Consider the following 21,721-nt stretch of genomic DNA (forward strand, 5'->3'; position numbering starts at 1 on the left):
GCGGACGTTCCACGACCGGCTGACCGCCCCGCTGCCCGGCTTCAAGGCCCTCGCCCGGTTCGCCCGTGAGGGCTCCGTGCGGCCCGGACCCGAGGGGCTCGCCGACATCCCGTTGCTGCCCTTCGAACCCGGCCCGGTGCCCCGGGTCGACCGCCGCACGATCTCCGTCACCTGGGCGGGACACGCCAGTTGGGTGGTCCGGATCGGCGGGCTCACCGTCCTCACCGACCCCGTCTGGTCCCGCCGGATCCTCGGCACCCCGGCCCGGGTCACCCCCGTGGGCGTCGCCTGGGGCGCGCTCCCGCGCGTGGACGCCGTCGTCATCAGCCACAACCACTACGACCACCTGGACGCCCCGACGCTGCGCCTGCTCCCGCGCGACACACCGGTGTTCGTGCCCGCCGGACTCGGCCCGTGGTTCCGGCGCCGCCGGTTCACCGTGGTCACCGAGCTGGACTGGTGGGAGGCGGCCGAACTGTCCGGGGTCCGCTTCGACTTCGTGCCCGCCCACCACTGGTCCAAGCGCACCCTCACCGACACCTGCCACAGCCTCTGGGGCGGCTGGGTGCTCACCGACCCCGACGGGCAGCGCGTCTACTTCGCCGGGGACACGGGATACGGGCACTGGTTCTCCCGCATCGGCCGCCGCTACCCCGGCATCGACCTCGCCCTGCTCCCCATCGGCGCCTACGACCCGCGCTGGTGGCTGAGCGACGTCCACTGCGACCCGGAGGAGGCGGTCCGGGCCGTACGGGATCTCGGCGCGCGGCGGATGGCGCCCATGCACTGGGGCACGTTCGTGCTGTCCGCCGAGCCGGTCCTGGAACCGCTCACCCGGGTGCGGCTCGCCTGGGAGAGGGCGGGACTGGACCGCGAGAACCTGTGGGACCTGCCGATCGGGGCCTCCCGCGTCCTGACCCCGGACCTGATCCGCCCCTCCAAGCCGCTCCGGTCGCGGGCCCGCAAGCCGGTCTAGTCGAGGGCCCGCGCCGTTCCGCGCACCCTGCGCCACACGCTGGGCGTCGCGCCGATCACAACGGTCAGCGCGACCGCCGCGACCACGCCCTGCCAGGGTTGTGGGAACAGCGAACCGCCGAGGATGCCGATCAGCTGGTACGTCAACGCCCAGGCCACACAGGCCGGCAGGTTGCCGCGGGCGAAGCGGCGCAGCGGCCAGTCCGCCAGCAGACAGGCGAGCATCACCGGGATGCGGCCCGCCGGAACCAGCCGGGACAGCACCAGCACCGCCACCCCGTGCTCGGCCAGCTTGCCCTGTGCCTGCGTCAGCCGGTCCTCGGGCGCCCGCGACCGGATCGCCCCCAGCCAGCGCGACCCGTTCTTCGAGCCCATCCCGCGCCGCCCCAGCACATACAGCGCCGCGTCCCCGAGGAACGCGGCCAGCGACGCCGTCACCAGCACCAGTACCAGCGCGAACGGGGCCGTCTGATGGAACGCCACCACCGCCGCCGAACTCACCAGGGCCCCGGTCGGCACCACCGGCACCAGCGCCCCGACCAGCACCAGCAGGAACAACGTCGGATAGCCGATCGCCTGCTGCGTGGACTCCGGCGGCACGGTCGTCGCGGTGGCGGCCAGCCAGCTCACCGCGCGACCTCCGGGCGCACACTCTCCCCGTGCCCGAGCAGATGCACCGCGACCTCGGGCGCGAGGACGCCGGACAGGCGCACGAACTCGCTGCCCGGCGCATGGAATTCATGGGGGCGCACGGCGTCCATGCCCATCGGCCAGTACGTCCCGTAGTGCACCGGCACCGCGCTGCGCGGGGCCAGCCGGGCCACCGCCTGCGCCGCCCGCCCCGCGTCCAGATGCCCAGGACCGAGGTACGGCCCCCAGCCGCCCACCGGCAGCAGCGCCACGTCCACCGGCCCCACCTCCTCGGCCATGGCGTCGAACAGGCCGGTGTCCCCGGCGAAGTAGGTCCGCGCCTCGCCCGTGACGACGTACCCCAGGGCGGGGGAGCGATGCGGGCCGACGGGCAGCCGCCGCCCGTCGTGCCGGGCGGGCACCGCCCGGACGACGAGGTCCCCGACCACGGTCTCGTCGCCGGGCGCCATCTCGGTCAGGCGCAGATGAGTGAGCCGGCGCAGCCCCGGTACGGCACGTGGCGCGCCCCGGGGCACGAGCAGGCGCGTGCCCGGGGCGAGCCGGGCCAGCGAGGGCAGGTGCAGGTGGTCGGCGTGCAAGTGGGAGACCAGGGCGAGATCCGCGCGCCGGGCCTCGGGGGAGGGCAGCGCGCCCCGGCGGCGACGGAGATGCGCGAGCCGGCGCGCGAACAGGGGATCGGTCAGCACGCGTATGTTCGAGTCCGCGATCGTGCAGGTGGCGTGGCCCCACCAGGTGATCTCCACCGGCACCTCTTTGCCTCCTTCGCGCGACTCCCCGAAGCCTACGGGCAGGAGTAGGGTCGGCGGCGAAACCCGGAGGTGAGGGGGACGCCATGGGACCGGTCCGTGTGACGGCGATCGCGAGTCTGACGCCGTTGGAGGAACTGGAGGCCGATCCCTTCCTGGTCGATTCCCGCAGCCAGCACGCCATGTGCGAGCGCTGGGCCGCCGAGCACGGATACGTCGTCGCGCGCGAGCTCCTGGTGCGCGGCCTGCGGCCGGACCACTGCGTGCTGTGGGACGGGGTGCGGCCCGGGGTGGACCTGTTCGTGGCCCCCAGCCGCCGGGTGCTGGAGAGCGCGCTGTCCTCCGTCGAGGAGTTCACCGAGGAGTGCGCGCGGCGCGGCGTGCGCGTCGAGACGGTCGGCCGCGCGGAACCCCTGTACGACGCCCAGATGAAGGCCCGCGTACACCGCCGCCTGTCCATGCCCACGGCCGGCTACGACGGGCGTTAGTCCTCCCGGTCCCGCGCCCCCGGTGTGACAAGGTGGGACCCGGGCCCACGGCGGCGACGGGCCGGGACGTGAGGTGTGCGGGGCGTGCGTGGCGGGCGGTGGCGGCGGATCGCCAGTCAGGTCGGGCGGAGCATCACCGTGTGGGCGGTCTCCACGGTCACCATGCTCGTGCTCGCCGGGCTCCTGCCCGACTTCCAGCTCCAGTCCGCCGACGGCGACAGCGCCACCCGGATCGCCGTCACCGCCGCCCTCGGTGCCGGCGCCTTCGGTGTGCTGTCGGCCGTCGTCTGGCCCCTTCTCGTACGGCTGCTGCTGCTCGTGCCCGCGCTCGTGCTCGGCCTGCTGGTCTTCTTCCTCAACGGCTCCCTCCTGCTCGTCGCCCTGCGCCTCAACCCCTCCGGCAGCAGCGAGGCCGCCCCCGAGACCGCCGTCATCGTGGCCGCGGTGATGTCCGCCGTCGCCTCCGCCACCGGCGGTGCCCTCGCCGTCCGCGACGACGACGCCTACCGGCGCAGGCTCTACCGGCTCGCCGACCGCCGCCGCCGGGCCCACCCGCCCTGCCCGAGCGCCCCCGGCACCGTCTTCATCCAGCTCGACGGCGTCGGCCACGACGTCCTGACCGAGGCCGTCGGAGGCGGCCTCATGCCGACCGTCGGCCGCTGGCTCGCCGCCGGCGACGGGCAGCGGCCCAGCCACCGGCTCACCTCCTGGCGCACCGACTGGTCCAGTCAGACCGGCGCCAGCCAGCTCGGCATCCTGCACGGCTGCACCTTCGACGTTCCGGCGTTCCGCTGGTACGAGAAGGACAGCCGCGAGGTGATGGTGTGCAACCGGCCGACGAGCGCGGCCGAACTGCAGCGCCGTGCCGTCGCGCACACCGGCGACGGCGGACTGCTCACCCTCGACGGCGCCAGCCGCGGCAACCTGTTCAGCGGCGGCGCCGACGAGCAGGCCCTCGTCCTGTCCATCGCCACCCGCCGCCGGGGCCGCGAGAACCGCTCCCGGGCCGGCTACTTCGCCTACTTCTCCGACCCCGCCAACGCCGTCCGCACCGCCCTGTCCTTCGTCGCCGAGGCCTGCCGCGAGCTCGGCCAGTCCACCCGCGCCCGGATGCGCGGGCAGCGCCCGCGCGTCAGCCGCGGCGGCCTGTACCCCCTCGTCCGCGCCTTCGCGACCGTCGTCGAGCGGGACGTCGTCGTCGCCGCGGTGATGGGCGACCTGCTGGCCGGCCGCACCGCCGTCTACGCCGACCTCGTCGCCTACGACGAGGTGGCCCACCACTCCGGACCGCGCGGCCGGGACACCGAGCAGGTGCTGCGACGCCTGGACCGGTGCCTCGCCCTGATCGAGAAGGTCGCCGAACACGCCCCGCGCCCCTACCGGATCGTCGTCCTGTCCGACCACGGCCAGAGTCCCGGCGAGACCTTCCGCGCCCGCTTCGGCCTCACCCTCGGCGACCTGGTCCGCGCCGGCTGCGGACTGCGCCTGCCGCGCGCTGCCGAGCGCACCCTGCCCCGCGCCCTCGGCTTCGTCCGCCCGGGGCAGAACCCGACCGGCACCGAGGCCCGCGCGGCCGTCCGCGCGGCGCTGCGCCGCCCCGTCGAGGAGCACGGCGAGCGCCACCGCCCCTCCCGCGTGTCGGAGCCGATCGTGCTCGCCTCCGGCAACCTCGGCCTGATCTCCTTCCCGGACGTGCCGCACCGCATGTCCCGGGAGGAGATCGACGCCCGCCACCCCGCCCTGCTCACCACCCTCGCCCATCACCCCGGCATCGCCTTCCTGCTGGTGCGCAGCGAGGAGCACGGCGGCCTGGTCCTCGGCGCGCACGGCACGGAGATCCCCCTGGACCGGCTCGACCACGAACCCGGCCCGTTGGCCGGCCTCGGCCCCGGCGCCGTCGACGCCGTCCGCCGCACGCACTCCTTCCCGCACACCGCCGACATCATGGTCAACTCCTGGTACGACCCCGCCGCCGGCGAAGTCCTCGCCTTCGAGGAGCAGATCGGCTCCCACGGCGGCCTCGGCGGCGCCCAGGCCCGCCCGTTCCTGCTGTCGCCCCTCAGCCTGTCCGCGCCCGTCGACGCGGGGCAGGACCTGGTCGGCGCCGAGCGGGTGCACCACGTCCTGCGCCGCTGGCTGCGCGAGGCCGACGGGCCCCAGGTACCGCTCACGGCCGAGGAGGCCGACCGGCGGGCCGCCTGAAATTCGGCTGCGCCCACCGGGCCCTGCGCCCACACTGTTCGAGTCGCTCACCTCTCGAACACCCTCAAGGAGCCCTGGGTTTGCAGGCCGCCGTCACCGTCACTCCCGCCCGTCTGCCCGACCTGCTGCTCGGCCTGGCCACCGTCCGGCCCGTCTTCCTCTGGGGCGCTCCCGGCATCGGAAAGTCCTCCCTGGTCAGGGAGTTCGCCGCCTCGCTCGGCCTGGAGTGCGTGAGCCTGCTCGGCACCCAGCTGGCCCCCGAGGACCTGATGGGCGTCCCGCAGATCCGCGACGGGCGCTCGGTGTTCTGCCCGCCGGAGGCGATCGCCCGCGACGAGCCGTACTGTCTGTTCCTGGACGAACTGAACGCGGCCACCCCGGACGTGCAGAAGGCGTTCTACTCGCTGATCCTGGACCGCCGCATCGGCAGTTACGAACTGCCCAAGGGGTCCATCGTCATCGGCGCCGGCAACCGCGCCACCGACAACGCCCTCGCCCGCCCCATCGCCTCCGCCCTGGTCAACCGTCTCGCCCACGTCCACCTGGAGGCCTCCCCCAAGGACTGGCTCGCCTGGGCCGCCGGCAACGGCATCCACGCCTGGATCCTCGACCACCTCACCGACCGCCCCGACCACCTGTGGTCCAAGCCGCCCAAGACCGAGGAGCCGTTCTCCACGCCGCGTTCGTGGCACATGCTCTCCGACGCGCTGCACTCCTTCGGCCAGGACCTCGACGAGGCCACCCTGAAGGTCCTCGCCCACGGGACGCTCACCCCGGCCCACGCCACCGCGTTCTGCGGCTACGTCAAGATCGTGCGGAGTCAGTTCGGCATCGAGGCCGTCATCAAGGGGGACGCCCGCTGGCCGAACCGGCCGGAGGACCGCGACCTGCTGTACTACCTCGCCGAGTCCTACCGCGGCCGGCTCGTCAAGGAACTGCCGGCCAGCAAGGAGCACATGTCGGCGAACGGCCGGCAGACGGCGTACCGCGCCAAGTCCCTGCTGGTGCAGCTCGCGGAGATCTCCGTCGAGGTCGCGCAGACCGTGATCGCCCCCGACGCCGACGGCAATCCCGTTCTGCCGTCCTGGTTCCTGATCGAGGCGGCCCGGGACATGCCCCGGCTCGTGGAGGCGCGCCGGTGAGCCGTACCCGGGGCAAGGGCCAGAAGAAGCGGGACCTCGCGGCCGAGGCGTTCGCCGAGGGCATGCGGCTGGTGAAGGCCAACCCGGCGCTGGCGGCGGTCGAGTTCGGCATCTGCCGGCAGGAGGAGTGCAGGTTCGCGCCCCGCGACGGGCTCGTGGTCGTCGACTCGGACGCCGACCTGCACATCCACCCGAACCGCCTCGCCGATCCGGCCGCCTGGGCCTGGGCGCTCGCGCACGCCGTCCTGCACGTGGGCTTCGGGCACGTCCCCGCGGTGAAGGGCGAACGCACCCAGCCGGACCGGTTCGACCTCGCCGCGCGCTGCGTCGTCGTCAACCGCTTCCTGCTGAACTTCACCATCGGCACCACCCCCGAGGACCTCCCCGCCTCCTACCCCGACGGCGACGAGGAGCAGCTCGCCGCGCGCTGGCGCAGGGACGGGCTCCCGGCGGCGTACGAACGCTGCGGCACGGCGGGCGACGAGCCCGACCAACTGCTCATGCCATGGGTGCGCTGGCTGCAGCCCCCGGACCACCAACTGGCGTTCGCCACCGCGCTGACCCGTACGGTGTCTGCGGCGATGGACATGGCGGGCGGCCGCCGCGACTCCCTCGACGGTGAAGCGACGCGGCTGCGCCCCTGGCAGCGGGCCCTGAGCTGGTTCATCGCCTCCTATCCGCTGCTCGGCGGCATCGCGGCCGGGATCAAGCTGGTCGCCGACGCCGAACTCGCCCGCGCCCACGGCATCTCCGTCGCCGCGGTGAACCCGGAGGCCGGCGAGATCTACGTCAATCCCCTGTGCCGATTCGACGACGAGGAGTGGCGGTTCGTCCTCGGCCACGAGATGCTGCACGCCGCCCTGCGCCACGGCGACCGCTGCGGCACCCGGGACCCCTACCTCTTCAACATCGCCTGCGACTACGTCATCAACGGCTGGCTCCGCGAGATGCAGATCGGCACCATGCCGGAGGGCCTGCTGTACGACCCGGCGCTCGCCGGCCTGTCCTCCGAGGAGGTCTACGACCGCATCGCCGGCGACCTGCGCCGCACACGCCGCCTGGCCACCCTGCGCGGCAAGGGACTCGGCGACGTGCTCGGCGCCCCGCTCGGCCCGCCCGGCGACTACGTGGACCTCGACGAGTTCTACCGCCGCGGCCTGGCCCGGGGCCTGGACCTGCACCAGGAGCAGGACCGCGGCTTCCTGCCCGGCGGCCTGGTCGAGGAGATCCGCGCGCTCAGCCACCCGCCGCTGCCCTGGGACGCCCGACTCGCCCGCTGGTTCGACGAGTTCGTGCCCCGCCCCGAGGCGGTGCGCTCGTACGCCCGCCCCTCGCGGCGTCAGTCGGCCACCCCCGACATCCCGCGCGCGGGCCGCTGGTTCCCGCCCGAGGAGGTGGCCCGCTGCACGTTCGGCGTGGTCCTGGACACCTCCGGCTCCATGGACCGCACGCTGCTCGGCAAGGCGCTCGGTGCCATCGCCTCGTACGCCGAGGCCCGCGACGTCCCGGCCGCCCGGGTCGTCTTCTGCGACGCGGCCCCGCACGACGTCGGCTATCTGCCGGTCACCGAGATCGCCGGGCGGGTACGGGTGCACGGCCGCGGCGGTACGGTCCTGCAGCCGGGGATCGACCTGCTGCACCGGGCCGAGGACTTCCCGCCGGGCGCGCCCGTCCTGGTGATCACCGACGGCTGGTGCGACGTGCTGCGGGTGCGGCGCGAGCACGCCTATCTGATTCCCGAGGGCCGTCATCTGCCGTTCACCGCCCGCGGGCCGGTCTTCAGGGTGCGCTGAGCCCGAATGTGATCGGATGGGACACCGAACCGGGTCCACCCGCGAAAGGAAGAACCGTGGCAACCACGCGCACCGCTCACACCGTCTGGGAAGGCAACCTGATCGAGGGCAACGGTGTCGTCACCTTCGACTCCTCCGGCATCGGCCAGCAGCCGGTGTCGTGGCCGTCGCGCGCCGAGAAGGCGAACGGCAAGACCAGCCCGGAGGAGCTGATCGCCGCCGCCCACTCCAGCTGCTTCTCCATGGCGCTGTCGCACGGCCTGACCGGCGCCGGCACCCCGCCCACCAAGCTCGTCACCTCGGCCGACGTCACCTTCCAGCCGGGTGAGGGCATCACCGGCATCCACCTGACCGTCGAGGGCACCGTCCCCGGCCTGGACGAGGACGGCTTCGTCGCGGCCGCCGAGGAGGCCAAGAAGAACTGCCCGGTCAGCCAGGCCCTGACCGGCACCACCATCACCCTGTCGGCGAAGCTCGCCTGACACCCCCGCGCCTTCGGATGCCGCGTCCCCCCGGGCGCGGCATCGCCGTTTCTGGGTACCCGGCATTGACAATGGACCACTCAAGTTTTGTGCTGGAGTCTGGGAAGGGCCCGGGCGGAAGGGGACGGAGATGGCACGTGCGGTCGGGATCGATCTCGGGACGACGAACTCGGTGGTGGCCGTACTGGAGGGCGGCGAGCCCACGGTCGTCGCCAACGCCGAGGGGGCGAGGACCACACCGTCGGTCGTGGCCTTCGCCAAGAACGGCGAGGTGCTGGTCGGCGAGGTCGCCAAGCGGCAGGCCGTCACCAACGTGGACCGCACCGCGCGCTCGGTGAAACGGCACATGGGCGATGCCCACTGGCGTTTCCCGGACAGCGGTTCGATCGACGGCACCCGCTACCGCGCCCAGGAGCTGTCCGCGCGGGTGCTGCAGAAGCTGAAGCGGGACGCGGAGTCCTACCTCGGCGAGGACGTCACCGACGCGGTGATCACCGTGCCGGCGTACTTCGACGACTCCCAGCGGCAGGCGACCAAGGAGGCCGGGGAGATCGCCGGCCTCAAGGTGCTGAGGATCATCAACGAGCCGACGGCCGCCGCCCTCGCCTACGGCCTCGACCGGGGCGAGGAGCAGACCGTCCTCGTCTTCGATCTCGGCGGCGGCACCTTCGACGTCTCCCTGCTGGAGATCGGCGACGGCGTCATCGAGGTGAAGGCCACCAACGGCGACACCCACCTGGGCGGCGACGACTGGGACCAGCGGATCGTGGAGTACCTGGTCAAGCGGTTCAAGGGACAGAACGGCATCGACCTGAGCAACGACAAGATGGCGGTGCAGCGGCTGCGCGAGGGCGCCGAGAAGGCCAAGATCGAGCTGTCCTCCTCGTCCGAGACCAGCATCAACCTCCCCTACATCACCGCCTCCGCCGAGGGCCCGCTGCACCTGGAGGAGAAGCTCACCCGCGCCCAGTTCCAGGAGCTCACCGCCGATCTGCTGGACCGCTGCAAGACGCCCTTCCACCAGGCCGTCAAGGACGCAGGCGTGAAGCTCTCCGCCATCGACCACGTCATCCTCGTCGGCGGTTCGACCCGGATGCCCGCGGTCACCGACCTGGTCAAGGAGCTCACCGGCAAGGAGCCGCACAAGGGCGTCAACCCCGACGAGGTGGTCGCGGTCGGCGCCGCCCTGCAGGCCGGTGTCATCCGCGGCGACGTCAAGGACGTCCTGCTGCTGGACGTCACCCCGCTGTCCCTGGGCATCGAGACCAAGGGCGGCATCATGACCAAGCTCATCGAGCGCAACACGACCATCCCGACCCGCCGTTCGGAGATCTTCACCACCGCCACCGACAACCAGCCCTCGGTCGGCATCCAGGTCTACCAGGGCGAACGCGAGATCGCCGCGTACAACAAGAAGCTCGGCGTCTTCGACCTGACCGGTCTGCCGCCCGCCCCGCGCGGGGTGCCGCAGATCGAGGTGGCCTTCGACATCGACGCCAACGGGATCATGCACGTCTCGGCGAAGGACCTGGCCACGGGCCGCGAGCAGAAGATGACGGTCACCGGTGGCTCGGCCCTGCCCAAGGACGACATCGACCGCATGATGCGGGAGGCCGAGCAGTACGCCGAGGAGGACCGTAAGCGTCGCGAGGCCGCCGAGACCCGCAACCAGGCCGAGCAACTCGTCTACCAGACCGAGAAGTTCATCCGGGACAACGAGGACCGGGTGCCGTCCGACACCAAGGCCGAGGTCGAGGCGGCGGCCGGCGAGCTCAAGACCCTGCTGGAGCAGAACGCCGACACGGCCGCCCTGCGCGGCGGCGTCGAGAAACTCGCCTCCGTCAGCCAGAAGATGGGCCAGGCCATGTACGCCCAGGCCGCCGGGAGTTCAGCCGAGGGACACACGGCCGACGCGAACGGCACGCCGGAGGAGGAGGGCGTGGTCGACGCGGAGATCGTCGACGACGAACGCGACACGAAGGGCGGCGCGGCCTAACCCGGCACGGCGGCGCACACCGCGTCCAGGACGGTGGCGTACGGCGTGCCGAACTCGGTGAGGCGGCGGCGGAGTTGCTCCAGGGCGTCGCGATGCTCGGTGAGCAGCTCCGTCTCGCCGGTCCGGGAGGTGAACTCCAGGACCGCCGGCAGGAAGTCGGGCGGCTTCTCGCCACTGCACTCCAGGCCGTGCGCCTTGAAGGCGTCCGCGCAGCGCGTCAGCGGTCTCCCGCGCCGCCGGGCGTCACCCTCGTACCACCGGCTGAGCCGGAGGCTGCGGCGGTCCTCGGCGTCGAAGACCCGCACATAGTGCGCGGCCAGCTCCGGCAGCGGGGTCGCGGTCGCGTGGTCGGTGAACTCCCGTAGCTGCGGGGCGGCTTCGCGCAGCAGCGGCAGCCGGGCGACGAAGTCGTCGTCCGGATGGGTCAGGCACAGCGCCGCCGCCTGGTACAGCACCGCGTCCGTGGGCATCACGCCTCCCGTGGGCGATGCGGGCCGGGCGCCGGCCGGTCGGGCCGGACGATCCGTGCGGTGTGCGGCGGCTGCCCGACCGGCTCGGCGGGCGGCGCGGACGATATCCGGGTGTCGGTCACGTGCGCTCCCTTGCTCGCCCCCGGTTTCGAACCTAGGGGCGAGCGCGGAAGCGCACCTGTTCACCGCACCCGTCCGGGTCAGGCCTTGCGCGCGACCCCGGCGTACACGGGCACGACACCCTCCGCCTGGGCCGTCACGTCCTCCGGCTCCGGCCGCCACCCGTACACCGGGATCACACCGGGGCCGAGCAGTTCGAGGCCGTCGAAGAACCGGGTGAACTCGGGCAGCGTGCGCGGGTAGAAGGGCGTGCCGCTGCGCCGGAACAGCTCGGTCGCCTGGGCCACGCCCTCGGGGCTGAGGTCCGGGGTGACCTGGGAGAGGATCAGGTAGCTGCCGGGGGCGAGCAGGGAGACGTACCGCCCGACCAGGCCGTACACGTCGTCCTCCGCGTCGCCCAGGTAGTGGGTGAGCGCCACCAGGGACAGCGCGACGGGCTGCGCGAAGTCGAGGGTCTCACCGGCCAGCCGCAGGATGGTGTCGGGGTCGCGGACATCGGCGTGGACGTACTCCGTGGTGCCCTCGGCGGAGCCGTGCAGCAGCGCCTCCGCGTGCCGCAGGACGATCGGGTCGTTGTCCGCGTACACCACCTTGGCGTCCGGGGCCGCGCCCTGGGCCACCTGGTGCAGGTTGGGCTCGGTGGGGATGCCGGTCCCGATGTCCAGGAACTGGCGGATCCCGGCCTCGGCGGCCGTGCGTACGGCCCGGTGCATGAACCGGCGGTTGGCGCGCGCCCCCCGCACCGCCGTGCCGTCCGCGGCCAGGATCTTGCGGGCCAGCTCCTCGTCCACCGGGTAGTTGTCCTTGCCGCCCAGCCACCAGTCGTACACCCGGGCCGGGTGCGGACGGCTCGTGTCGATCTGGACGGGCGCGGCGTCGGATCCTGTCATGCGGTGTCGTCTCCTAGGCGATCGAAGGGTCTTCGAGGGATGTCGATGGGGGTGCCGCCCGCTGCGGGCGTGCTGCGTGCGTGCCCCGCGGCCGGGCGCGGGCGCCGTGGGCGGTGTCAGAAGTTCTCGCGGTACTCCCGCAGGATCTTCCGGGTGCGCTGGGCCGACGCGGCGCGAGCGGTCATGTGGTCCAGGACCTCCAGGTGCGCGGAGACCTCCTTGCGGGAGTCCAGGTACAGGGCACCGGTCAGGTACTCGGTGAAGACCATGTCCGGCAGCTCCGGCTCGGCGAACCGGAACAGCGAGAAGGGCGCGTACGTCCCAGGGTGCGGGCCGCTCGCGAACTCCGCCAGCTGCAGTGTCACCTGGTCCCGTTCGGCGTACTCCAGCAGTTTGTCCAGCTGGTCGCGCATGACCTCGCCGCGGCTGCTCACCGGGCGCCGCAGCACCGTCTCGTCCATGATCACCCACAGGTGCGGGGCGTGCTCCCGCTCCAGCAGCCGCTGCCGCTCCAAGCGCAGCGACACATGCCGTTCGATCGCCTCCGTGCCGGCCTGTCCGATCGTCCCTGCCTCCAGCACGGCGCGCGCGTAGTCCTCGGTCTGCAGCAGTCCGGGCACGAAATGCGGCTCGTAGGAGCGGATGATCCGGGCGGCGCCCTCCAGGCTCACGTACAGGCTGAACCAGTCCGGCAGTACGTCGTGGAACCGCTGCCACCAGCCCGGCTGATTGGCGTCCTCGGCCAGCTCCACGAACGCGGCGGCCTCGTCGGCGGGCACACCGTACGTCGTCAGGAGCACCTGTACGTAGGGAATCTTCAGCGCGACCTCGGCCATTTCCATCCGCCGTACGGTCGCCGACGCCACCCGCAGCACCCGGGCCGCCTCGTCGCGCCCCAGGCCGGCCGCCTCGCGCAGTTCCTGAAGCCGCTTGCCGAGCACCACCTGGCCGACGGTGGGCGCAGCCCGCCGCTCACTCACGCCACGCCCTCCCCTACGCGCCGTCGTACGCGAGCAGTGTGTCACGGCACGCCGTGTCGCACACGTGGTCGAGGGGACTGAAGCGTCAACTCGGCGATTCGCGCAGGTACTTGGCGGTCGCCGGGTCGGCCGGCAGGAACGTCTCGATGGCCAACTCGGCGACCGTCACGTCCATCGGCGTGTTGAAGGTGGAGATCGACGACACGAACGACAGGATCCGGCCCGCGTGCTCGATCCGCATCGGCAGCGCGAAGTGGGCGACGGATCCGGCCGGTTCCTCGTCGTCCGCGCCCGGCGGCACCGGGTACGCCGCGACCTCCTCGTACAGCGTGCGCAGCGCGTCCGAGCGATGCAGGGCGATCTGCCGCTCCATCTGCGCGAGCAGGTGCCCGCGCCACTCGCGCAGATTGCGGATGCGCGGCGCGAGCCCGTGCGGGTGCAGGGTCAGCCGCATCGCGTTCGGCGCGGGCGCCAGCAGGGACTCCGGTACGCCGTCCAGGAGCATCGCGATGCCCCGGTTGGCGGCGACGACCGTGTACGTGGCGTCGACGATCAGCGCCGGATACGGTTCGTAGCCCTGGATCAGCCGCTCCATGCCGTCGCGCAGCGCGTCGAGGGCCGGATCGTCCAGCGGGGTCTCGGGGTAGTGCGGGGCGTAACCCGCCGCCAGTAACAGGGCGTTGCGCTCCCGCACCGGCACGTCCAGGTGCTCGGCCAGCCGCAGCACCATGTCCTCGCTCGGCCGCGAACGGCCCGTCTCGATGAAGCTGATGTGCCGGGCCGAGGAGTCGGCACGCAGCGCCAACTCCAGCTGGCTGACCCGGCGTCGCTCCCGCCAGGCGCGCAGCAGCGGGCCGACGCGCTTGTCGGCGGGGGTGGCGGCAGACACGGCGGACACGGCGGAGCCGGCGGCGACAATGGTCATACGGACGACCGTAGTCGAGGAGCGCGCGCATGAACGAGCCGTGGCAGCAGTCCTGGGAGGCCGCGGCGGTGTACCGGGCCAGAGTCCGCGGCTGCCTGCTCGGTGGTGCGCTGGGCGACGCCCTCGGCTACCCCGTCGAGTTCTCCTCCCTGGACCGGATCCGGGCCGCGCACGGAGAGCGCGGGGTGACCGGGCCGGTGCCCGGAGCGCACGGCGTGGTCGGCCGGATCAGCGACGACACCCAGATGACCCTGTTCACCGCCGAGGCCCTCGTCCAGGCCCACGCACGGGAACGGCACAAGGGCATCGGCGGCGGCTGGGCCCTGCTGCTGCGCCGGGCCTACGAGCGCTGGCTGGAGACCCAGACGAAGCCGGGCCCCGAACAGGCCGCACCGCCCACGAGCGGCGCCCCGGCCGGCGGCCTGGTCACCGAGGCCTGGCTGTACTCCCGCCGGGCCCCCGGCAACGCCTGCCTGTCCGGCGTCGCCCAGATGTACGCCCCCGACCCGGAACTTCCGCTCGACGGCAGGCCCGGCGAGGTCAACCCCGACTCCAAGGGCTGCGGCGCGGTGATGCGCTCGGCGCCCTTCGGCCTCGTCAACCCCGCCGACGCGGCCTTCGCCATGGCCGCCCGCGGCGCCCAGATCACCCACGGCCACCCCACCGGCTACTACGCGTCGGGCGCGCTGGCCGCGATCGTGGCGTACCTCGTCGCCGGGGACTCCCTGGAGGGCTCGGTGCTGCGCGCGCTGCGGTTGCTGGAACTCCATCCCGGCCACGAGGAGACCTCGGCCGACCTGCGCCGGGCCGTCGACCTGGCCGCGCAGGGGTCGCCGACGGCCGAGAAGGTCGAGTCCCTCGGCGCTGGCTGGGTCGCCGAGGAGGCCCTCGCCATCGGCGTCTACTGCGCGCTGGCCACGCCCCGGGTCGAGGACGCCCTGCTGCTGTCCGTCAACCACTCGGGCGACAGCGACTCCACCGGCTCCCTGTGCGGCAATCTGCTCGGCGCCCGGCACGGCGATGTCGGCCTGCCGCACTCCTGGGTCGAGCGGGTCGAGGGCCGCGCCCGGATCGCCGCGCTGGCGGACGACCTGGCGGCCGAATGCGGCCGTCGCTGACGCCTTCGGTCAGGGCCGCGACGGCTCTCCTGTGGCAGGCTGAACGGGTACGCGACCCGTAGGAAGGGAACCGTCCCATGCCCGTCGAACCGTTGTCGCAGAAGGAGATCGAGGACCGGCTGGCCGAGCTGCCGGGCTGGTCGCTCGAAGGGAACCGCATCGCCCGCTCCTACCGGCTCGGCTCGCACTTCGCGGCGACGGCACTGGTCGTGCACATCGCCCAGATCCAGCAGGACCTCGATCACCACTCCGACCTGACCCTCGGCTACCACTCGGTGTCCCTCACCGTGAACACCCACAGCGTCGGCGGCGCCGTCACCGAGAAGGACTTCGAGCTCGCCCGCAAGGTGGAGGACATCGCCGCAGGTCACGGCGCACACTGAACCGTGTGCTGAATTACGACAAGGAAGCCGACGCCTACGACGCCTCCCGGGGCGGCGAACCACGCGCCGAGGCGGCCGCCGACGCCGTCCTCGGCCTGATACCCGACCACGCCCGGCGTCTCCTCGACGTCGCCTGTGGCACCGGCATCGTGACCCGCCGGCTGGCGGCCGCCCGGCCCAAAGCCCGGGTCACGGGCGCCGACCTCGCCCCGGGCATGGCCCGGATGGCCGAAGCCCGGCTGCCCGGCTCGGTCCTGCTGGCCGACAGCCGCCGGCTGCCGTTTCCGGGCGCCACCTTCGACGCCGTCACCAGCGTGTGGCTGCTGCACCTGATCGACGAACCGGCCGACGTCCGGGCCGTCGTCGCCGAGTGCGCGCGGGTGCTGCGGCCCGGCGGGGTGTACGTCACCACCGTCGACAAGGCCGCCGCGCACGACGTGGGCAGCGACATCGACGTCGTCCTCGCGCCCCGCCCGCGCCGCCCCGCCCACGACGCGGCCGCGACCGTCGCCGCGCACGCCGCCGACCACGGGCTCCTCCCCGCGGGCCGGGCCACCTTCCCCGGCCTCGGCCAGGGCCGCACCCCCCGGGGCACCATCGCCGACCTGCGCCGCGGCTGGTTCACGGTGCTGCGCCCCGACGACCCGCTCACCGAGCGCCTCGCCGAGCGGCTGGCGGCCCTGCCCGACCAGGACCGCCCCCGCCCCGACCCCCGTTTCAGCGTCCGGGCGTTCAGGAAGCCGCGGGCCGACTGAAGTCCATCGTCCAGTTGGTCACCCAGGTCTCCCCGCCGTCCACCGAGAACGCCTGCTCCCAGCGCGCCGCGGTGGGGGAGATCCCGGACCACACGAACCGCACCCGCACGTCCTTCCCGTCGTGCGTGTCGGTGCCGTGGAACTCGCCGCGGCCGCCCTCGAACCGGCCCACCACCGGCGGGAACAGCTTCCCGCTGCGGCTGGAGGACCAGTACAGCGACCACCGTTCGCTCTCCTGGTCGAACAGCCGCAGCGTCAGCCCCTTGGACCCGAGCCGGGGCAGGTCGATCTCGTCGATGTTCGCGCCCCCGTCGAACAGCGGCCAGCAGCGGCTCGTCGACGGGAACTCCTCCCAGTCGCCGTCCGGGTCGAGGAAGTCGGTGCGGCGGCGGTGGCGGACCGCCCAGTCGCCGTGGAAGAAGTCGAAGTCGTGCGGGCTGCTCATGAGCGGTCTCCTGTGGTTCCCTCGGGCAGGGTGTCGGTCATATAGGCCTCCAGGTCGGGGACTTCGGGGGCGAGCAGATGCCGCACCCAGGCGTCTCGTTCGTGCTGGATCGGCGGCAGCTCCCACACACAGCCGATCCACGGCAGGGCCGGCACGACGAAGTGGGTGGGCTCGGTGTCCGGGCAGCCCAGCACCGGCTGGCCCGCCGCCGCGTTGCGGTAGTGCAGCACGTTGTCCCACACCCAGCTGTACGCGTTGAGGTAGGCGCCGCTGTCCCCGCCCCGGTGCAGCACGACGAACGTCGCCGGCGGTGTGCCGTCCGGCTCCGGCAGCAGGTCGGGCAGGATCGCGTACGCCGCCCGCTCCACCTCGGGCGCGATGCCCGCGGGGTCGGTGGTGACGTGGTAGCGCTTGACGCGCCGGCCGGCCACCACGATCGGCGGCGGCACGGTCAGCAGTTTCTCCTCGAAGGCCATGGACGGGACGCTAGGCCCGCTTCACTGACATCCTGTGTCAGTGAAGTCCAGCCGTCTCGTCTCGATCCTGCTGCTGCTCCAGACCCGGGGCCGGATGACCGCCGCGCAGCTCGCCGAGGAGCTCGACGTCTCCGTGCGTACCGTCTACCGGGACGTCGAGGCGCTGAGCGCGGCGGGGGTGCCGCTGTACGGCGACGCGGGGCACGCCGGCGGCTACCGCCTCCTCGACGGCTACCGCACCCGGCTCACCGGCCTGACCACCGAGGAGGCCGAGGCTCTCTTCCTCGCGGGCGCCCCAGGACCGGCCGCCGACCTCGGCCTCGGCCCGGTGCTGGCCGCCGCCCAGCTCAAGGTCCGCGCCGCCCTCCCGGCCGCACTGCGCGCCCACGCCGACCGCGTCAGCGGCCGCTTCCACCTCGACGCCCCCGGCTGGTACGCCGACGCCGACGACACCCCGTACCTCGCCGCCGTCGCCGACGCCGTCTGGAACGGCCGTGCGCTGGACGTCCTGTACCGGCGCTGGCGCGAGCCCACCGACGTGCGGCGCCGCCTGGAACCGTACGGGCTGGTCCTGAAGGCGGGCCGCTGGTACGTGGTCGCCGGAGCCGGGCCCGGGCTCGCACCACGGACCTTCCGCGTCGACCAGATCCTCCGGCTCGCCGCCACGGACGAGGAGTTCACCCGCCCCGCCGACTTCGACCTGGCCGCCTACTGGACGGCGTACCAGCGCGACTTCCACGACCGGCTGCACGGGGAAGAGGCGGTGATCCGGCTGGCCCCGGGCGCCCGCCTCACCGGCCAGACGGGCGAGGCTGTACGGGCCAACGGCCGTACTGACGCGGATGGTTGGACGGTGGCGACCGTCCCCATCGAGTCCGTCGACCACGCGCACGGCGCATTCCTGCGCCTGGGCGCCGACATCGAGGTTCTGCGCCCCGCCGAGCTACGCGACCGGATCAGCCGCACGGTGTCCGAACTGGCCCGGATCTACGGCAACTCCCGTGCGGACGGCGCCGATTGATAGAGAAACCACGGCCCGGGACGAGGTGCGGCCCCCAGCGCGGGTGGGGACCGCCCGAAGAAGCGCCCCGATGGGGCGGTGCGAACTATTCGAGGAGTTCCGCGTACGACCCCATGGCCAGGGCGATGTCCGCCTGGGCCCAGAAGCGGTGGTACTTGAAACTCGGTGCGGCGCCGCCCGCCAGATAGCTCTCGATCTTCGACCAGGCCGGGTCGTTCTTGTAGAAGGACCTCAGGGAGAGGAAGGTCGAGGAGGAGTTGACCGTGTCGCCGTTCGGCATCTTGCCGCTCCAGCCGCTCGGGACGTACACGCCGTCGTCGAAGCGGTTGTAGTCGGCGCGGGTCTCCGGGACGGTGATGCCCAGGCTGTCCTGGTAGTTGTTCCACATGCCGTCGAGGAGCGCCTTGGCCGTCGACTTCGCCGTCGCGTCACCGGACTTGGCGGCGTAGTACGTCAGGGTCTTGGCGTACGCGGCCGTCACGCCGACGTCGTTCGTGTAGTCGGCGACGGTGACGTGAAGTCCGTCGTTCGCGCCCGGACTCGACGCGTTCCAGGTGTCGGGCCGGCCGGTCCACTGGAGCGTGGAGGGGATCAGGTAGGTGCCGTCGGGGTTGATCGTGGTCTTGGACAGCGCCCACTTGACCCACTTGTCGAGGATCGCCTTGGCGGCGGCGTTCCCCGTCTGCTGGTAGTACTCGGCGACCCGCTCCATCGACCACGCCTGGAAGCCGAACCACTGGTTGGACGGCGGGTCGTGGTAGACGGGCTCCCAGTCGTAGTACATCCCGTAGAAGGTGGACGTACCGGCTGGCGGGGTGGCGTACCGGCCCTGCCAGCTGTTCGTCGCCCCGCCCGCGATGGCTCCTTCGGACGACTGGAGCCAGCGGTAGAACTCCAGCTGACGGCCGAGCGAGGTGGCCCAGTCCGCCGCGCCCGTCGCCGACTTGGGCTTCAGATCGGCGTTGGAGCTGAGCGCGTAGGCGGCCAGCGGGTTCTGGTAGCCGCCGTGGACGTGGCTGGAGCCGATCCGCCAGGCCCAGCCCGCGCTGGTGTCGTTGGCGCCGCCCCAGGCGTAGTACCAGGACAGCAGATAGGCGGAGGAGTCCTTGCCGGTGCCCGCCGGGCAGGTGGACGGACCGGCGCAGTTCCCGATCTTCTTGAAGTACTTGTCGTACATGGCGTAGCGCAGATAGTCGCCCATCTTCGCCGCCTTGCCGACGGTGGCCGACACGTCGCCGCCCTTGCCCTGCGCCTTCGCCCACACGTCGGCCCAGTACGCGGCCTGCACCGCACGCGCGTCGGCGTCCGGGGCGTCCGTGTACTTCCACTGCTTGGCGTAGGTGGAGTCGCCGGTGAACAGGTCCAGATAGCCGTTGGTGCCGCCGTACTTGAAGGCGTCGCAGGTGGGCTGCGGGACCGTCTCCCAGACCGACTCCTGCGGGCCGCGCTGGAAGGTGTTGATGTACGAGGGTCCGGTGGCCGTCGGGCCCGCCTCGCACTTGCCGGGCTCGTCGCCGAAGCCGTAGACGTTGTCCACGTCCTGCAGCCAGTGCATGCCGTAGACGTCGTCCGTACCGTACGCGGTCTTCAGCTCGGCGGCGATCGGATCCGCACCGACGGACACCGACGGGTCCAGCTTCGCCGGGTACTCGTTCGGGGTGTCCCACTCGGGCGCGTACGTCGCCGGTTTCGAGGCGTTGTAGAAGGAGCTGGTCGGCTGGTCGGCGTGGGTCGGGATCATGTACTTCTCCATCAGGCTCCACGCCCCGTTGAACCGGGACCAGTCACCCGTGACCTTGCCGTACATGGCCTGCAGCCACAGGAGGTAGCTGTAGGCCTCCGACGTGGTCTCGTGGCCCTGGTCGGGGGCCTCGACGATCAGCGTCTCGACGGAGTGGTACGGGATGCCCTCGGGGGAGAAGTAGCCGTTGGCAGGGTTGGTGATCTTCCCGTAGAGGTCCAGGAAACGGGCGTCGTACCCCTTCGACGCCGTCAGCTCCGTCACGGTGACCGTCGCCTTGGTGTGCCCGGTCGCCGAGGCGGTGAAGGTCGCCGAGCCGGTGCCCGAGGAGTCGGCCGTGATGGTCACCGTCTGGGCCGTGTTCCAGGTGGACGGCGTGAAGGTGAGCGAGGATCCGTCGGTGACCGACAGCCCCGTGTTGCCTTCTGTGCGGGCCACGCTCACGGTGACGTCGGCGCTCGGCTGCGTCGAGAGCTTCACCGCGAACGTGCCAGTCTTGCCCTGCTGGATGCCCAGTTGGGTCGGCGAGGCGACCACGACGGGTCCCGAGGTGACCGTGATGCCGACCGGCGTGGAGGACGCGGAGGCGCCCAGGCTGTCGTACGCCTTCGCCACCAGGGAATGACTGCCCACGGCCAAATTGGCGGCGGAGAGCGTGTAGGGCGCGCTCGTGTCCGTCCCCAGCAACGTGGTGTCGTCGTAGAACTCGACCTTGCCGACGGTCGCGTCGTCGGCCGCCGCCGCGGTCGCCGCGAGCGGGACCGCCTCGCCCTGCGAGTAGGTCGCGCCCGCGCTCGGGCTGGTCAGCACGGCGACCGGCGGCCGGTGCGCGCCGTTGCAGGCGGTGCCGTTGACCGCGAAGGCCGCCGGTGCGGTGTTGCCGCCGCTGTACGAGAACTGCGCACCCGTGGTGACCGCCGCGCCGGCGGCGATCGTCCCGTTGTAGGGGGCGTTCCGCACGGTGATCGTCTGGCCGGACTGGGACCAGGTGCCGTTCCAGCCGCTCACGAGCTTCTGGTTGCCCGCGTAGCCGTACGTCAGCGCCCAGCCGCTGATCGCGTCCGTGCCGCGGTTGGTGAGGGTGAGGTCCGCCGTGAAGCCGGAGCCCCAGTCGCTGGTCTTGTAGTCGACGCTGCACTGAAGTGCCGCGGCCTGCGCGGGAGTCGCACCCGTGGCGAGCGTCGACAGGGGGAGGGCGAGCGCCGCCACCACGGCGGTCCAGAGCCGCCGCACGGCACCGCGTGTCCATAAGTGATGCATGTGCTGGTTCCTCCTTGCGCTTGCGGCTTGGGGGGTCAAGGCTTGAACCAGTGGGAGCGCTCCCATAGTGGGGATGAGGGTGGGGGCGGTCAAGATGCTTGAAGAGTCGAAAAGAATTGAACGAATCCGCCCGGAAAAGTCGGGCGTCCCCTCTGTCCATTGACGTCACTTGGCGCTACCTTCCTTCGCACCAGTGGGAGCGATTCCGTTCGTTCGACGCGTGCGTCACCGCGTCCGAGCTGCAAGGAGTCGCTCATGCGACACCCCCCGCGTTCAGTACTTCCAGCCGTCACCGGGGCGGTCGCCCTCGTCGGCGCCGCACTGGTGCCGGTGGTCTCGGCGTCCGGGGCCACACCCGCGTGCACGGTGGAGTACTCCGTCACCGGCCAGTGGGACACCGGCTTCCAGGCCGCCGTGAAGGTCACCAACCACTCGGCCCCGCTGAGCGGTTGGCGCCTCACCTTCGACTTCGCAGGCGGTCAGAAGGTCACCCAGGGCTGGAGCGCCAAGTGGTCCCAGTCCGGCACCACCGTGACCGCCGCCAACGAGAGCTGGAACGCCTCGCTCGGCACCGGCGCGAGCGTCGGCGCCGGGTTCCTCGGCTCCTGGTCGGGGAGCAACGCCGCACCGGCCGGGTTCCGGCTCAACGGCACGACGTGCAA

22 protein-coding genes are annotated in these 21,721 nt (G+C 72.4%); 12 read left to right on the forward strand and 10 right to left on the reverse strand.

Annotation, left to right across the window (positions count from 1 at the left end):
* On the forward strand, nt 1–976 hold a 976-nt coding region (locus tag IPZ69_RS41330; RefSeq protein ID WP_235459905.1), incomplete at its 5' end, for an MBL fold metallo-hydrolase.
* Here IPZ69_RS41330 and IPZ69_RS41335 read toward each other — a convergent pair.
* On the reverse strand, nt 973–1,605 hold the full coding sequence (locus IPZ69_RS41335) for a DedA family protein (protein ID WP_235459906.1): 633 nt from the start codon (nt 1,603–1,605) through the stop codon (nt 973–975). The two genes, IPZ69_RS41330 and IPZ69_RS41335, sit on opposite strands and share 4 nt — an antisense overlap.
* Nucleotides 1,602–2,375, reverse strand: coding sequence for an MBL fold metallo-hydrolase (locus IPZ69_RS41340; RefSeq protein ID WP_235459907.1), 774 nt, complete (start codon nt 2,373–2,375; stop codon nt 1,602–1,604). Before IPZ69_RS41340 ends, IPZ69_RS41335 begins: the two co-directional genes overlap by 4 nt.
* Before the next feature lie 83 nt (nt 2,376–2,458).
* Between IPZ69_RS41340 and IPZ69_RS41345 the strand changes: the two genes are divergently transcribed.
* The 6 genes from IPZ69_RS41345 (at nt 2,459) to dnaK (ending at nt 10,475) form a co-directional block, all read left to right on the forward strand.
* Nucleotides 2,459–2,860 (forward strand): hypothetical protein, encoded by a 402-nt coding sequence (locus IPZ69_RS41345; protein ID WP_235459908.1) that lies wholly within the window; start codon nt 2,459–2,461, stop codon nt 2,858–2,860.
* Nucleotides 2,861–2,935: 75 nt separating this feature from the next.
* Complete coding sequence (locus tag IPZ69_RS41350) at nt 2,936–5,062, forward strand: phage holin family protein (RefSeq protein ID WP_235459909.1); 2,127 nt, start codon at nt 2,936–2,938, stop codon at nt 5,060–5,062.
* 80 nt (nt 5,063–5,142) lie between these two features.
* Nucleotides 5,143–6,204: an ATP-binding protein gene (locus IPZ69_RS41355; protein ID WP_235459910.1), complete on the forward strand. Its 1,062-nt coding sequence runs from the start codon at nt 5,143–5,145 to the stop codon at nt 6,202–6,204.
* The gene (locus IPZ69_RS41360) at nt 6,201–7,997 is read left to right on the forward strand and encodes a vWA domain-containing protein (RefSeq protein WP_235459911.1); all 1,797 of its coding nucleotides are present in this window, start codon (nt 6,201–6,203) and stop codon (nt 7,995–7,997) included. The genes IPZ69_RS41355 and IPZ69_RS41360 overlap by 4 nt, the downstream gene beginning before the upstream one ends.
* A gap of 56 nt (nt 7,998–8,053) precedes the next feature.
* A complete protein-coding gene (locus IPZ69_RS41365; protein WP_235459912.1) occupies nt 8,054–8,479 on the forward strand; it encodes an OsmC family protein in 426 nt (141 codons plus the stop codon).
* Nucleotides 8,480–8,609: 130 nt separating this feature from the next.
* Complete coding sequence (dnaK, locus tag IPZ69_RS41370) at nt 8,610–10,475, forward strand: molecular chaperone DnaK (protein WP_235459913.1); 1,866 nt, start codon at nt 8,610–8,612, stop codon at nt 10,473–10,475.
* Here dnaK and narJ read toward each other — a convergent pair.
* The 5 genes from narJ to IPZ69_RS41390 all read right to left on the reverse strand — a co-directional run bounded on the left by narJ (nt 10,472) and on the right by IPZ69_RS41390 (nt 13,860).
* Nucleotides 10,472–10,945, reverse strand: coding sequence for a nitrate reductase molybdenum cofactor assembly chaperone (narJ, locus tag IPZ69_RS41375; protein WP_235459914.1), 474 nt, complete (start codon nt 10,943–10,945; stop codon nt 10,472–10,474). The two genes, dnaK and narJ, sit on opposite strands and share 4 nt — an antisense overlap.
* Nucleotides 10,945–11,067: a hypothetical protein gene (locus IPZ69_RS47240; RefSeq protein ID WP_268835699.1), complete on the reverse strand. Its 123-nt coding sequence runs from the start codon at nt 11,065–11,067 to the stop codon at nt 10,945–10,947. Before IPZ69_RS47240 ends, narJ begins: the two co-directional genes overlap by 1 nt.
* A 78-nt stretch (nt 11,068–11,145) precedes the next feature.
* Nucleotides 11,146–11,955, reverse strand: coding sequence for an SAM-dependent methyltransferase (locus IPZ69_RS41380; protein ID WP_235459915.1), 810 nt, complete (start codon nt 11,953–11,955; stop codon nt 11,146–11,148).
* Nucleotides 11,956–12,071: 116 nt separating this feature from the next.
* The gene (locus IPZ69_RS41385; protein ID WP_235459916.1) at nt 12,072–12,935 is read right to left on the reverse strand and encodes a helix-turn-helix domain-containing protein; all 864 of its coding nucleotides are present in this window, start codon (nt 12,933–12,935) and stop codon (nt 12,072–12,074) included.
* Nucleotides 12,936–13,020: 85 nt separating this feature from the next.
* Nucleotides 13,021–13,860, reverse strand: a complete 840-nt coding sequence (locus tag IPZ69_RS41390; RefSeq protein WP_235459917.1) for a helix-turn-helix domain-containing protein — start codon at nt 13,858–13,860, stop codon at nt 13,021–13,023.
* 29 nt (nt 13,861–13,889) lie between these two features.
* On the opposite strand from IPZ69_RS41390, the gene IPZ69_RS41395 reads away from it, so the two are divergent.
* The 3 genes from IPZ69_RS41395 to IPZ69_RS41405 all read left to right on the forward strand — a co-directional run bounded on the left by IPZ69_RS41395 (nt 13,890) and on the right by IPZ69_RS41405 (nt 16,116).
* The gene (locus tag IPZ69_RS41395; protein ID WP_235459918.1) at nt 13,890–14,978 is read left to right on the forward strand and encodes an ADP-ribosylglycohydrolase family protein; all 1,089 of its coding nucleotides are present in this window, start codon (nt 13,890–13,892) and stop codon (nt 14,976–14,978) included.
* Between the two features lie 77 nt (nt 14,979–15,055).
* Entirely contained in the window at nt 15,056–15,361 is a 306-nt protein-coding gene (locus IPZ69_RS41400; RefSeq protein WP_235459919.1) for a 4a-hydroxytetrahydrobiopterin dehydratase, read from the forward strand.
* Nucleotides 15,362–15,366: 5 nt separating this feature from the next.
* Nucleotides 15,367–16,116: a class I SAM-dependent methyltransferase gene (locus IPZ69_RS41405; protein ID WP_235459920.1), complete on the forward strand. Its 750-nt coding sequence runs from the start codon at nt 15,367–15,369 to the stop codon at nt 16,114–16,116.
* On the opposite strand, the gene IPZ69_RS41410 is transcribed toward IPZ69_RS41405, so the two are convergent.
* Both IPZ69_RS41410 and IPZ69_RS41415 read right to left on the reverse strand, forming a co-directional pair.
* Nucleotides 16,094–16,561 (reverse strand): hypothetical protein, encoded by a 468-nt coding sequence (locus tag IPZ69_RS41410; RefSeq protein WP_235459921.1) that lies wholly within the window; start codon nt 16,559–16,561, stop codon nt 16,094–16,096. The genes IPZ69_RS41405 and IPZ69_RS41410 overlap by 23 nt on opposite strands.
* Complete coding sequence (locus tag IPZ69_RS41415) at nt 16,558–17,037, reverse strand: hypothetical protein (RefSeq protein WP_235459922.1); 480 nt, start codon at nt 17,035–17,037, stop codon at nt 16,558–16,560. The genes IPZ69_RS41410 and IPZ69_RS41415 overlap by 4 nt, the downstream gene beginning before the upstream one ends.
* A 40-nt stretch (nt 17,038–17,077) precedes the next feature.
* On the opposite strand from IPZ69_RS41415, the gene IPZ69_RS41420 reads away from it, so the two are divergent.
* The gene (locus IPZ69_RS41420) at nt 17,078–18,058 is read left to right on the forward strand and encodes a helix-turn-helix transcriptional regulator (protein WP_235459923.1); all 981 of its coding nucleotides are present in this window, start codon (nt 17,078–17,080) and stop codon (nt 18,056–18,058) included.
* 85 nt (nt 18,059–18,143) lie between these two features.
* Here the strand turns inward: IPZ69_RS41420 and IPZ69_RS41425 are convergent, their stop codons facing one another.
* Complete coding sequence (locus IPZ69_RS41425; RefSeq protein ID WP_235459924.1) at nt 18,144–21,059, reverse strand: glycoside hydrolase family 48 protein; 2,916 nt, start codon at nt 21,057–21,059, stop codon at nt 18,144–18,146.
* Between the two features lie 255 nt (nt 21,060–21,314).
* Here IPZ69_RS41425 and IPZ69_RS41430 point away from each other — a divergent pair.
* The coding region (locus IPZ69_RS41430) for a cellulose-binding domain-containing protein (protein ID WP_235459925.1) at nt 21,315–21,721 on the forward strand (407 nt) is incomplete at its 3' end.

The sequence above is a fragment of the Streptomyces olivochromogenes genome (assembly GCF_021538895.1).
Classification (GTDB): Bacteria; Actinomycetota; Actinomycetes; order Streptomycetales; family Streptomycetaceae; genus Streptomyces; species Streptomyces olivochromogenes_A.